Below are 13,397 nucleotides of genomic sequence, written 5' to 3'. Positions count from 1 at the left end.
TTACTCCTTACCTAATTTAACTTCAGTTGGGACTTTGAAATTCATGCGTGAAAAGTCATTAATACTTTCAACGGCCATAAGAAGAATCGATAATTTCTTATTCACAAGAGATTTAAAATCTGCTTTAGCTTCAACAAGCGAGCGTAATTCATCTTGCCATTCTTCAGAGTTCCACTTATCCATAAGATCAAAGAGTTCTCTTTGCATGGCCATATCACCAGACTCTGAAGCATTAACCTTACTCATTAAACTTTGAACTTCTGCAATTAAGCCTGAATATACACCAAGGTTTGAAAAACCAGCTGAAATTTTAACTTTTGCAATTTCAGTTAATTCAAATTCAACTAATTCTAAAAGCGCCCCTGATGCCTTTGAAACATTACCAGCAATTCCTTTATCCCATCCATAACTTGCTCTAAGTTCATTCGTTAATGCTCTAATTGAGCTAATTTGATTTTCAAGATGAGGAACGTCATCATATCTTTCTAAGACTTCAGAAATCACCATTCCAAAAGTAACAACTCTTCTCGCTGCCTCTGTCACTCTCCAGTCAACAAGAGCATAATTATTTTCATCATTAAGAAGAGAAATACTATCTTCTAGTGCTTGGACGTAGCGATCAATGTGGCTTCTATCATATTTTGAAATACCACCTTGAAAAGAAAGAGCAGTTTTCTTAGCTAATTTAAACGCTTGATCATAAACATTAGTAAAAGACTGTAAGGTTGCATAAATCACTTCATGGCTTGCTTCTACGATAATTGAAGATAGTGTTGAGCTCTCACCGTGTCCGGGTAAAATAGTAAAAGCATATTTTCCCTTATGAAAACTAATTGGTGAATTTGAACTTGCTCCATACATATAAATCTTATCAGTTGACTCCTTTTCGACTTTTTTCCCCGTATCAATACCAACAACTTTTAAATTTGAAACAATGTACATTTTGTCTTGATAATAGTTTCCTATAAGTTTTCCACCACGCTCGAACATTTTGTGACTACTTGTAATATCGATACTAATACCACGATCTCTTATTTTACATATCTCAGCATTTTTAATTTCTGGACAAAAAGCAGCTACATTAATTTTGAGACCCATTTCGTGGGCCTCATATTTAGGAAGCACAGATTCGCGCATACTATTTAAATCTTCTGTATAAGTAGCATAACTAGACAAAGATCCAAAAAGACTCATAAGAAGAAGTGATTTTCTCATTAATTTTTTCATATAAATTCTCCAAATATTAAACAGTAAAATTTTAATTCGCCTGTAAAAAGGCGCAAGATATGCTCTTGCACCTAGTAAGTTTTACAATTGAATGACACCCTCTAACTCACTGATTTCACGGTAAATGTTCTTTTCTTTGACATCGTAAAGCTCTAGAATCGTCTGCTTCATTTCAAAGAGTTCATACACAAGTGGCTCTAATTCTCTATCGGCCATAAGTGTGTAGAGGAATTTCTCTGAGTTCATAATTTTTAAAGCAATTCGAAGAGCGTAATAGGCCGTCTCAAGAGATCTCTCATCGCGAACAGCATCACGAGTTCCATGGGCAAGACCTAACTTCTTTAGAGGAAGAAGAAAATTCTTCCAAACATTACTTGAATAATCAGAACGAAAAATAAGACTCTGTGAAAGCTCTTCAACAATTTGTAGTAGGCTCATTCCAAGATTGAGATCACCTGAATCAAAAGAAGTGTGATTTGCTCTTCTTCTATTTTCATTCTTAGTAAAAATCTTCATATCCAAAATACGTGAGCACGTTCTTTCAAATTTCAGCGTAATATTTTCAACTGACCTTCTAACGCGAAAACTATAGTCCGGATCATAACCAGGCACACCAATATTTTGAACAAGCTCACCATCGGCATAGACTTTGATAAAACCATCATTTCTTATCCCTTCAGCACTGATAAGAATATTCTCTACATACTCTCCATCCACATTGTATGAAAGAGTCGATCCAACACAGTAACGTCCCGTATAGCCTTGGGCCTTTAGATCGTGAACGGCCGCCTTGGCACTAAGTGGTAATAAAACTAAAAGACACATCATTTTCATTATATTTTTCATTTCATATTCTCCTTTATTTTTTAAATTAAGCATCAAGATCGTAGCGCTCTAAAATATCCTCTTTAATCGTTAAAAGATCTCTAATAAGAACAGAGCCCTTGTAATCAAGGACCATATTTTCATTTCCAAGAAGTAGATCTTCTACCGCTTCAAGGACATCCAATAAGGCCATGACTTTCTTATATGTTTTAAGTGATCTTGAATCGCGAACTCTTTCGCTGGCAGAGACTTTCATTGCTGTCTTTTTTAAATCGAGATAAGTTCCGACCTCTGGAGCACTCCTAAGCGCGTAGATTTCATCAAGTTGGTGAAAAATTTCTACGACCTCACTTCCCCAGTCTTCAATAGAGTAATGGCCAAATCCATAAACTCTTCTCTTGCTATAACTTTCGTAAACTTTCTTAGCTGTAAAAATTTGAAAATCAGTCACTTTAAACTTTGATCCCTCAGTAGCAAATACTTCAATCGTTGAAACGCGCTCGCGAATAACGATTGGATAAAGAGGATCGCGACCAGGAACACCTAAAGTGGCAACCTCTACGCCATCAGCAAAAACTTTTCCAAATGAGTAGGCCCTCTGTTTTCCAATGGCAGCAATGAGAATTGATTCTACATATTGCTTTCTTCCACCAGAAAATTCGAAACGAATACTCTGACCATTTTTAATTGTTTTAATGAAATGTCTTTTCGACTGTCCTTGATATCCATTGCTAAGATCAATCGTCTTGGCAAAGCAGTTTGGACTCATTGATAAAAGGGCAATCATTGGTAATGCTCTAAAAAAATGTTTCATAACTCTCTCCAGTAAAACGTTCTTTGTTTTGTTGAACAGTATTTATAGAGAAAAAACGCACAGCGCCACATAAAAGTAATTAACAAATTCACTCTTTTGCTATATTGAAATTAACAAATAACCATAAATCATTGTTTTCATTAGAAATACAAAGAAGCCTCGCTTTTGTGAAATATCGCTATTTTTTTTCACGCCAAATATTTGTCATATACGAATAAAGTTGATTTAATTTTCTGGTCATTTTTTTTAAAGCTTCAGGGAGGAAGATATGCTTAATTTTACAAAAGCAGTTGGGATTGCTTTATCACTTCTTTCGATTTCAAGTTTAGCTTGTGATATCGAAGGAAAAACAGGTTTCATGCCAGACAACGACATGTACATTAGTGCATCGGAAAAGTCTTCAAACGGTATGGATCAAGCGCGCTTTAACCAGATCATTGATCGCGCCATCGAATTCTACACGCCAATCATTGCCGAAAAAGGTGCAAAACTAAAAGTAGAAAGAAAGTGGACTGATGGAACAGTTAACGCTTATGCAAGACAAGATGGAAAGACATGGTCTGTATTCATGTTTGGTGGTCTAGCTAGACACCAAGATGTTACTCCAGATGGATTTGCACTTGTTCTTTGTCACGAACTTGGTCACCACCTTGCTGGTGCACCTAAAAAGAAAATGTTTCTTTTTAAAACTTGGGCCTCAAACGAAGGTCAATCAGACTATTGGGCCGCAGCGAAGTGTTTCAGAAGAATCTATGAATCAGACAACAATGATGAAATCGTAGAATCAATGGACATTGATCCAGAAGTTGAAAAGAAGTGTAACGCCGTTTGGTCTAACAAAGCTGACTTAGATATGTGTAAGAGAATTTCTCAAGCATCAAAAGGACTAGCAAAGCTTCTTAACGGTGGAAGAGAAGTTTCTTTTACAACTCCAGATAAGACTGTTGTTTCTAAGACTGATCACAATCACCCTAAAGGACAATGTCGTCTTGACACTTACTTTAATGGTGCATTATGTGATAAAGACTTTAATGAAGAAGTTTCAGACAGAGACGCGAAAGTCGGTGTTTGTAACCGTTCAGAAAGATACGACATTGGGGTTAGACCTCTATGTTGGTACAAGCCATCACGTTAATAATGAGGGCCCTAACGGGCCCTTTTTTTTGAGGAAATATGAGTAAAAAAACAAGGGCCTTCATTCAAAGAAAATTCGAAAAAGAACTAGAAATCAACAAAGAAAAGTCTAGAGAAGGTCTGCACGATCTGATCATCGTACTCGATCACCTCAAAGGCAATTTTAATATAGGAAAAATCCTTAGAACTGCCGAAATCTATTCAATAAAAGAACTTCATATTATTGGTACAAAATTCTTCGATCCAACGCCAGCTAAGGGCGCCCTCAAGCGAGTTAAAATTTATTGGTACAACGATTTTAGTGAGTCTTACGAGAGAGTTAAGTCGCTAGGATTTACACCGCTTACTTTTGATTCTAAATCAGAGGATTATCTTGGATCTTTTACATTGCCGGAAAAGAGCGCTTTTATCTTTGGCCATGAGGAATTTGGACCAATGTATGACAAAGAAGCCTATAGTGATATCAAACGCATTAAAATCAAACAATATGGCCTTACAGAGAGCCTAAATGTCTCGATTGCTGCGTCCATTTCGATGTACGAATATACAAGAACTCACTCCTAATTTTGGTCCTGGATACTTTTCTAGCGGCACCGCATATAGAAAAGTATCCAGGACCGTTTTTTGTTAGCAAAAATTCTTGATTCGGGTTACAAAAACCCATGCAAGTAAACGTACGATTCTTAGATAACTTAAAACTTGAGGCCAGCTTCGATGACTTCAAAATACTCACCGATCAACCCGTTCGCTACAAAGGCGATGGCACGGCACCCAGTCCCTTCGACTACTTTCTAGCTTCATCCGCCCTATGCGCGGCCTACTTTGTCAAAGTCTACTGCAAGGCCAGAAACATCCCTACAGAAGATATCAAGGTCACACAAAATAACCTCGTCGATCCAGAGAATCGATACCACCAAGACCTTCAAATTCAAATTGAACTACCTGAGTCCATAAGCGAAAAAGACCGTGAAGGAATTCTTCGCGCCATGGATCGTTGCACCGTTAAGCGTGTCATTCAAAATGAGCCAAAGTTTATCATTGAACAACGTGACCTAACAGGAGCATCAAGTACTCCTCTCTATGAAAGTGAATCCGCTCCAGGAGTTAAAACTCTCATTGCAGGAAAAGACCGCTCGCTCGAAGAGACGATTGAAGTCATGACAAAGCTTCTTAGTGATCTGGGTATTAATATTGAGATCGCATCTTGGAGAAATCCAGTACCTCACGTGTGGTCAGTTCATGTTAGAGATGCCGACTCACCGATGTGCTATACAAATGGTAAGGGAGCGACAAAAGATTCTGCCCTTTGTTCGGCCCTTGGTGAATACTTAGAGCGAATTAGTAATAATTATTTCTATAACGATTACTACCTTGGTGAAGAGCTTTCAAACGCTGAGTTTGTGCACTACCCAGATGAGCAGTGGTTTACGATTCCAAATGACAACTCTATTCCCGAAGGCTTGATGGATCAACATCTTCTTGAAGTTTATGGAAATGATGGTGAGCTACAGGCGAATCATCTCATCGATACAAACTCAGGAAATGAAGAAAGAGGAATTTGCGCTCTGCCTTTTACAAGATACAGTGATCAAGAAAAAATCTATATTCCGGCAAATCTCATCGGAAACCTCTTCGTTAGTAATGGGATGAGTGCAGGAAATACGAAGTTTGAAGCACGCGTTCAGTGTCTTTCTGAAGTATTTGAAAGAGCTGTCAAAAATCAAATTATTACAGAGCAAATGGCACTGCCGACAGTTCCAAATGAAGTTCTAGAAAAGTATCCCACTATTGTAGAGGGAATCAAAAAGCTTGAAGAAGAGGGATTCCCTATTCTTGTTAAAGACGCTTCTCTTGGAGGAAGATTTCCAGTGATGTGTGTGACATTGATGAATCCAAAAACAGGTGGAGTCTTCGCCTCATTTGGAGCTCACCCACAATTTGAAGTAGCGCTAGAAAGAAGTTTGACAGAGCTTTTACAAGGAAGAAGCTTTGAGGGAATGAATGATGTTCCAGCGGCAACGTTTAATGAATTTGCCGTTACAGAACACAATAATATCGTCGATCACTTTATTGATTCAACTGGTGTTGTCTCATGGAAGTTCTTTAGCAGCGATGCCGATTATGATTTCGTTGAATGGGACTTCAAAGGAACAACACAAGAAGAATTCAACTACCTTATGAGCATTCTTGATGAGCTTGGTAAGGAAGCTTATATTGCCGATTATGAGGATCTAGGAGCAAGTGCATGTCGTATTCTCGTTCCTGATTATTCTGAAATCTATCTACCAGAAGATCTGATTTGGGATAATAACAATCAAGCCCTTCTCTATCGAAAAGAAATTCTAAATCTTCACAGCTTGAACGAAGAGGAACTTTCTAGTCTTGTAGAAAAGCTTGAAGAGAGTGAGCTTGATAATTATATGCCAGTAACTGAGCTTATTGGCGTTAGTTTCGATGAAAGTTCAGCATGGGCACAACTTGTTCTTGCCGAACTAAAAGCACTTATTCACATTGCTCTTGGAGACTACGAGCAAGCAAAGGAGTTCATCGAACTTCTTGGATCATTTAACGATAACACTCCTGCTAGAAGAAAATTCTTTCAGGCCTTAAATATAGTTCTCGATATTGTTATTAATGACGATCTAGAGTTTGAACATTACCAAGAGAATCTCGTGCGTATGTATGGAGAAGATCTTGTTAATGAAATCGTGAAGCTTATTAATGGTGAAAATAACTTCTACGGTCTTAGTGAAACTGATATGAACTTCAAAAATAATGACAAACATTTGAAGCTCATTGAAAGTTATCACAAGCTACATAAGAAAAGAGCTGAGTTCTATCAAGCGAATGAGAGCTAGGCACATGTCCTAGCTCTCTATAACAATCTATAATTACGAACTTCTTTACAAGAGCTCTCCCCTCCCTAAAATTTAACTAAATTTAGGCCAATCTTTAGCCCTTAACCTACGATAATAAAGAAAACAAATTGAAAGGTTGATACTATGTTAAAGTCCATGAGTCTTCAAAAGCGACTATCTTTGTCGGTTATCTTTGTCGTTGCTATCTCTTTTGTAGCAATCTCTTTTTATAGCTATAACAAATCAAGTGAACTCATCAAGGCCGAGGCCTTTGAAAGAGCGAAAGAGATGTCATTAAAGTTTTCAAAAGATATTAAATCCACAATCGATGAAGCTTTCACCATGACAAGAACCATGGCATACGCGCTTAAGGGAATGAGATCCAAAGGTGAAGTGAATCGTCTTGGTGTTCTTGAAGCGCAAAAACTCATGCTTGAAAATACAAAATTTCTCTATGGTACAGGTGTCTATTTCGAACCAAATGCCCTTGATGGCAAAGATGATAATTTCAAAGGTACAACGGAATTTGGAGAAGAAGGACGTTATGGCCCATGGGTTAGACGAGATGGTGATAAGACGGTTGTTGAGTCAAGTAGTTCAGAGTCGATGGAAACTCCTGGTCAAGGTGATTGGTATCTCATTCCAAAAAAGACAAAGAAAGAATCAAGTATTGAGCCTTATGTTTATGAACTTGATGATGGAACTAAAATTCAGATTACAAGTCCGACAACGCCAGTTGTTATTGATGGAAAATTCTATGGGATTGCTCAAGTTGATATTCTTCTTGGTGATATTTCAAGTCTTGTCTCGAAAATTAAACCCTACGGAACAGGTTATGCTCAATTGATTTCGGCAGATAAGAAATATATCTCCCACCCTGATGAGAAGATGATTGATAAGCCCGTACCTAAAGAAGAGACACTAACTCTGAGCGCACTAACAAAGGGCGAGATTGTAACGAATGAAAGTAATGATCGCTATGAAGTCATGATCCCAATCGATGTTGGAAAAACCGGAAATAAATGGCTATTAAAGGTTGTTGTTCCCATTGATAAAATACTTGCGCCGACAAAAACACTCGCGACAGTGCAGGCCATTCTCTCACTTGTTAGTATTATACTTATTTCTATTGTTATCTATTTTATTTCGTTAACGATTTCTAAACCATTAACAAATGAGAATAGACAGGTTGAATTAGTTGCAAAATCTCTTTCTAGTTATTCTGATAACCTTTTAACTCTTAGTAAAAATCTTGCTGAGATGTCTAATAATCAATCCAGTTCCCTCGTTCAAACATCGAGTGCTATGGATGAGATTAATGCCATGGTAACGCGAAATAACCAGGCGGCTAAAGATTCAAAAGTAAGTGCAGGTGAATCGAGACGCTATGCTGATGAAGGTCGTCAGGGTACGGTAACCCTGGTTAGATCAATGAATGAAATAAAGAACTCTTCAGAAATGATTGCTTCTCAATCGGCCAAGGGAAACCAAGAAATTCAAGAAATCATTGGAATCATCAAGCAGATTGAAGAAAAGACAGCAATCATCAACGATATTGTTTTTCAAACGAAGCTCCTCTCATTTAATGCCTCCGTTGAAGCTGCTCGCGCGGGAGAGCATGGAAAGGGATTTGCTATTGTAGCAGAAGAAGTTGCAAACCTTGCAGAGATCTCAGGTGGTGCATCTTTAGAAATTACAGAAATGCTTGGAAAGAGTTCTTCTAAAGTAGAAGAAATCATAGCAACTAATCAAAGTGCAATCGAATCTCTTATTAAAGAGTCTATTGATAAAGTCGACTCGGGTATTGAAAATGTAGAAGAGTTTACAAAGAAGCTCGATGCAATTGTTGAGAGTTCTGAAAAAGTTGATAAGCTTGTCGATCAGATTGTCGATGCTTCTGAACAACAGACAACTGGAGTATCGGAAGTGGCCATGGCAATTAATAATCTCGATGCCGATGCTCAGAAGAATTCTATGATGGCAAAAGAAACATCAACAGCAGCACAAAAAGTACAGGATGACTCAATTGGTTTAAGTGGAATTGTTAAGAAATTAGATTCAATTATATCGGGAAAGGCCTCCTAGTTGGAGGTCGCCCTTTTACAGGCATCAAACCAAGAGTCGAGATGTGAGAAACTTGGAATTCTCACTGTCTTTGATTTTTCATAAGAGACTTTTGTAAGATAGAGTTTATCATCAACTCTTTCAAGCTTACAATTCTCACTTTGATACGTTTCGAGAATCCAACGAAGATCCTCTTCCCTATCTTGATTGTGCATTAATTCAATTTCTTCGTTATCAAGAGGTTGCTCTTTAGGGTATTCATTAGCAATGAAAGTTTTATCCTCAAGAGAAAGTCCCATAGCGTGCTTTGGTTCAGGAAATTCAGATTTTCTCGCAGCATTTTCATAGTGCATAACGGAATAAACATCATATTCAGAAATTGAATATTTCTTTTTGTTATGCTCAAGTGGTGCAATATTATAAAGACATCGCCCTAATTCATGTTCATCATTGACATCAATAAAGTACATCATAGAACAAATCTTTTTTAATTGATCATCACTAACACCGTCATAGGCGTTAGGGTGTTGATGCTCATGCAGCAATCCAAGGGCGTGCCCAAATTCATGTAAAGAAGTTTGATAAAATTTGATTTTATTTTCTTTAACTTCAGCTATATTCAAACGTTTTTTCACGAAAAATCCGTCATTAAAACCAGTTCCAATGGCAGAATAATTTCGCCCCTCTTTTTCATTAAAGCTCACGCGAATAACGTTCTTTCGGCTCGAAAGCTCACGCTTTGAATAATAGAGAGTTATTTTTAAATTGATATACTTTTGCCACTGAGAAATGGCCATTTCAAATAATTCGATCTTCTCTTGATCATCATCTAAAAAGAGAACAGAAATCTCATCAGAAGATTTCCATTTACTTTCTTTTTGAATGATTTGATTGGATTCGATCAGTTTGAACTCATTCTTTTGTTCTTCCTGATCGCTACAGGAAGAACAAAGAATGATCGAGAATATAATAGGAATTATTCTTATATAAAAAATAATCTTGATCCTAGTCTAGGTAACAAATATGCTCATTAACTGTTTTAGTTAGATCAAAAAGAGAGCAACGATATTCCTCGCCGAAAATCACTTTACTGCCTTCTTTTTTCATATAACGAACAAGTTGCTTTGCTGAACGACTATCTCCACAATAACCATGCGAAACTCTTCCAACTTCGATTTCAAGACTATCACCTTCATCAGTTGCTCTTGATAGATCAAAGTATTGCTCAACATCACCAACATTCCAACCGTCGATTTTTGCATCGTGCTTCATTACAAGATTGTCATCTTCTAAAAGAACTTCACATTGAGTTCCTGTTGCTACAACTTCACCATCAAGTGTTTGAACAGATTTAGAACCAGTTCCAATAAGTGATGATGCATCTAAAGATAGGGCCTGAAATGATGAAAGAATGGCCATGGCGATAAACATTTTCTTCATAGTAACTCCTAAAAGTATGAAATGTTCGGTTTTTGTGAATTTATCAAGAATTCTGATTGTGGTCTTTATACTAGGGTAAAAAATACTCATTTCCACAATGAAAAATGTTTACTTCCTTAAAGATCTTTAGTGGCATCTCTAAAAAAAGAAGTCCACATGATCCCCATCTCTGGCTGATCTTCGACTTTTTCGAGCCATTGCACGTCAGTGGAAGATGGATATAAATCAGACTTTGGATCTTTTAAATAAAGAAGACGATCAGAAGGTGTCGGAATAAAGACCCCTCTTGTTAGAATAGGATCGATAAAGTTCTTTTTATAGTCCTTTAAAGTCATGACTTCTTCTAAAAAAGGCTCGAGCACAAACCACTCACCTTCACTTTTAACAATCGTAACAACATGGTGATTCCAATTACCATTATTAAACTCTCCTACAAACCAGGCCTTGTAGAAATCATCTTTTTTAAATTGATGATTCTTAATGAGATCCCTCTCTGCAACCATCGCTCTGCCAAAACAAAATCCAAAAAAACAAGGACGATCATAGAAACCCTCATTAACAGGAAGAAGAGTGTCTTTTACCACTGGATATTCTTTAAATTTCTCAAAGTACGAAAAAAGTTCAATGCGTGAAAACTCACGATTCACATTGAGTTTAGAGACCTTGTCGATAAGATCATTATTCATGACATTCAATCTTTCAGTCGGAGTGTTTTTTAATAGTTTAAGATAGATATCGCGAAAAAGATCAGAATTTAACTGATAGCTTTGAAGCTCAACCGTGCTCTTACGAAAGAGATCATGCATGAGTTCATAACAATCACTTGCCAGAGTTATTCGACAACTAATAGCGAGTGAAAGAAGGAACAATAAAAACAGCTTAAAGATATTCAACATATGCAGTGACTATAGTTGATTTTAGAAAAAGATTCTCGCCTCGAGACTATACAATGTAATATTTGGAGTATTTTTTCCCGATAAAACCTTTTCAAAACGTCCCGTTAAAGAAAGTGGAGCACTAAATTTCTTTGCCATATAGGCCTTAACACTTGAGAGTTCTAGCCCTAAATCAAAGACAGTATGAGAGTAGGATGAGTTACTTTCTAAAATATGATCATTAAGAGAGTTTTGTGACTGGTAATCATCTTGAAATTTTGCCACATAACTCAATCCACTTGAAAATGACAGCCATGAGTTTAGCGAATACTCAAGATAGGGATTCACTGTTAGCTTTACCCCTGGTTGTATTTCATAGCTATCCTTTGCTCTTTTTAAATCACCACTTGAACGCTGGGCCCTTTTTTCTTTAGTCTCTTTAAAAAAGTAATCAAAACGTGTTCTAAAATTAAGTGTTACTCTTTTAAGTTCATGGCCTACTCCTGACTCAATGAAAGTTCCCAAGAACCCTTGACCAAATCCAATATCCTGAATGGTATCAGGATCATCCTCTCTTCCTGTTGGAAGGATAAGGCCACTGGAAACAAGGGCCCCTCCTCGCTTCCAAGAAGAAAATCGATACTTAAATCCAAGCTCAATATCCCCAATTCCAGAGGCCTGCCACTCACCCAAAGGATTGTAACCATAGTAATTAACAATCGCGGATTGCACGATCCCCTCATCAAGGTCGGGAAGACTTTCAAGATCGAGAACAAGGCCAGTGGCCTTGGCATTTTCATTTTGAATCTCATTCATTTCTTTATAATTATTAGCGGCGGTTCTCTTAGTTTTTACATTGATAGAAGCGCGATAAAAAGGAATGATACTATAGAGAGTTAAATTGGAAGAAAGACCATAACCAAGCCCGATACCCGTAACTTTAACATTCGCTTTAACATCGAAGTCATAGGCCCCCGCCGTTAAGTTTTCATAAACTTCCGGAGAATTCTTTTTTAAATCAGAGAGAAAAACATCATCGGCGCGATCAATTTTTGAAAGGGCCTTGGCATCAATATTAACAGAAGTGCCATAACTTTCAGGAGCAGTTTGCTGGTTGAGAAGATGAGTGATCTCATTACTTTGAACCTCTCTTACAACGGCTAATCTCACACCCTTAGGAAGGGTTTCATCATAGCGTGCGAGCACATTGAAGGTGGCCATCAATAGAATTATAAAAAGAGATTTCATAGAGAGATTTTGGCGTGCTTTAAAAAAATGAGCAGTCAAAAAGGAGTCAATAAGAATAAGTTACAAAGGGTGTTAAGTTTCTGATATCTAAAGACAAACTCAAGTGTAATTTCTACTTATCCAGTAGCGAAAAAATCAATCAATGCTAATTATTTAATCCTAAGGAGTTAGCATGAAAAACCTATTAATTCTCGTCCTTTTGGCAAATCTCATCTCTTGTACGAAAGAGAAAATTATCGTCGAAAATGGCCCTAGAACTGCCTCTGAACAGCAAGCACAAAAAAGTGAAACCCTTCTAAAGAATGAAGGTGAAGTTGATCAAAAAAGGCTTAATGTTACAACCTTAGATACCAAAGAAAAAATAGATCAAAATAAAAATGACAAGGTCTACTTTATCAGAGGAACTTACCACCTCGATACGATTGAAGTTAATAAACCCGTCAACGGTGGCCCAAAGCTCATTCAAGGAATTGGGAATTTAATTGCAGGTATTATTGTTAGAATTGGTGGAAATTTTGATATTGAAATGGACCCTATTCCCATGGATGTGAGCGACATTGATCCAGAAGTCGTAAAGGTTGCTACAATTAAGAATATCAAATTAGAAGTTCTTGATAAAAATGCCAAGCTCGACTTTATAAAGAAACTTAAACTTAATCTTAGAAATCATAAAGATCAAAACTCAGTGCAACTCTTAGAAAAGAAATATTCTAAGAAAGAAGCAGAACAAACTGAGTGCGGACTCTATTGTATCAATATTCCTGTTCATCAGATTAATTTGATTGATCATATTCAAGATACAAAAGAGATTCTTTTACAACCTGAAGTTGAAATTGGTAAAACACCAAAAGATAAATTTGAATTGAAAATTAGTATTGAATTTGAGATCGGGCTGACAATGCCACTTTAAGT

At 37.0% G+C, this 13,397-nt stretch carries 12 protein-coding genes; 5 read left to right on the top strand and 7 right to left on the bottom strand.

The genetic code is table 11. From position 1 onward, the window contains the following. The 3 genes from HBN50_RS03600 to HBN50_RS03590 all read right to left on the bottom strand — a co-directional run bounded on the left by HBN50_RS03600 (window position 1) and on the right by HBN50_RS03590 (window position 2,866). On the bottom strand, window positions 1–1,227 hold the full coding sequence (locus HBN50_RS03600; protein ID WP_273868006.1) for a hypothetical protein: 1,227 nt from the start codon (window positions 1,225–1,227) through the stop codon (window positions 1–3). Window positions 1,228–1,308: 81 nt separating this feature from the next. Continuing rightward, entirely contained in the window at window positions 1,309–2,073 is a 765-nt protein-coding gene (locus HBN50_RS03595) for a hypothetical protein (protein ID WP_273868005.1), read from the bottom strand. Between the two features lie 25 nt (window positions 2,074–2,098). After that, window positions 2,099–2,866, bottom strand: coding sequence for a hypothetical protein (locus HBN50_RS03590; RefSeq protein WP_273868002.1), 768 nt, complete (start codon window positions 2,864–2,866; stop codon window positions 2,099–2,101). 268 nt (window positions 2,867–3,134) lie between these two features. Here HBN50_RS03590 and HBN50_RS03585 point away from each other — a divergent pair, with 268 nt between their 5' ends. From HBN50_RS03585 to HBN50_RS03570, 4 genes are all read left to right on the top strand, one after another. Then, entirely contained in the window at window positions 3,135–4,001 is an 867-nt protein-coding gene (locus HBN50_RS03585) for an ImmA/IrrE family metallo-endopeptidase (protein ID WP_273868000.1), read from the top strand. 38 nt (window positions 4,002–4,039) lie between these two features. Next, window positions 4,040–4,564, top strand: a complete 525-nt coding sequence (locus HBN50_RS03580; RefSeq protein ID WP_273867999.1) for a TrmH family RNA methyltransferase — start codon at window positions 4,040–4,042, stop codon at window positions 4,562–4,564. Between the two features lie 98 nt (window positions 4,565–4,662). After that, complete coding sequence (locus tag HBN50_RS03575; RefSeq protein WP_273867996.1) at window positions 4,663–6,858, top strand: OsmC domain/YcaO domain-containing protein; 2,196 nt, start codon at window positions 4,663–4,665, stop codon at window positions 6,856–6,858. 144 nt (window positions 6,859–7,002) lie between these two features. Further along, window positions 7,003–8,943 carry a methyl-accepting chemotaxis protein gene (locus HBN50_RS03570; protein WP_273867995.1) on the top strand — a complete coding sequence of 647 codons (1,941 nt, stop codon included), beginning with the start codon at window positions 7,003–7,005 and terminating at the stop codon, window positions 8,941–8,943. Here the strand turns inward: HBN50_RS03570 and HBN50_RS03565 are convergent. The 4 genes from HBN50_RS03565 to HBN50_RS03550 all read right to left on the bottom strand — a co-directional run bounded on the left by HBN50_RS03565 (window position 8,940) and on the right by HBN50_RS03550 (window position 12,485). Next, window positions 8,940–9,806 (bottom strand): M12 family metallopeptidase, encoded by an 867-nt coding sequence (locus tag HBN50_RS03565; protein ID WP_273868347.1) that lies wholly within the window; start codon window positions 9,804–9,806, stop codon window positions 8,940–8,942. The two genes, HBN50_RS03570 and HBN50_RS03565, sit on opposite strands and share 4 nt — an antisense overlap. A 121-nt stretch (window positions 9,807–9,927) precedes the next feature. Next, window positions 9,928–10,362 (bottom strand): hypothetical protein, encoded by a 435-nt coding sequence (locus HBN50_RS03560; protein ID WP_273867992.1) that lies wholly within the window; start codon window positions 10,360–10,362, stop codon window positions 9,928–9,930. A gap of 116 nt (window positions 10,363–10,478) precedes the next feature. Continuing rightward, window positions 10,479–11,258 (bottom strand): hypothetical protein, encoded by a 780-nt coding sequence (locus tag HBN50_RS03555; RefSeq protein WP_273867990.1) that lies wholly within the window; start codon window positions 11,256–11,258, stop codon window positions 10,479–10,481. Window positions 11,259–11,279: 21 nt separating this feature from the next. Then, a complete protein-coding gene (locus tag HBN50_RS03550; protein ID WP_273867989.1) occupies window positions 11,280–12,485 on the bottom strand; it encodes a hypothetical protein in 1,206 nt (401 codons plus the stop codon). Window positions 12,486–12,657: 172 nt separating this feature from the next. Here HBN50_RS03550 and HBN50_RS03545 point away from each other — a divergent pair, with 172 nt between their 5' ends. Continuing rightward, window positions 12,658–13,395 carry a hypothetical protein gene (locus HBN50_RS03545; RefSeq protein WP_273867986.1) on the top strand — a complete coding sequence of 246 codons (738 nt, stop codon included), beginning with the start codon at window positions 12,658–12,660 and terminating at the stop codon, window positions 13,393–13,395. The last annotated feature ends 2 nt before the right edge of the window (window positions 13,396–13,397 follow it).

The organism is Halobacteriovorax sp. GB3, assembly GCF_028649655.1.
In the GTDB taxonomy this organism is placed as follows: Bacteria; Bdellovibrionota; Bacteriovoracia; order Bacteriovoracales; family Bacteriovoracaceae; genus BSW11-IV.
Note: the sequence above shows the minus strand (reverse complement) of the source record. Positions and strands in the feature narration are given on the sequence as shown.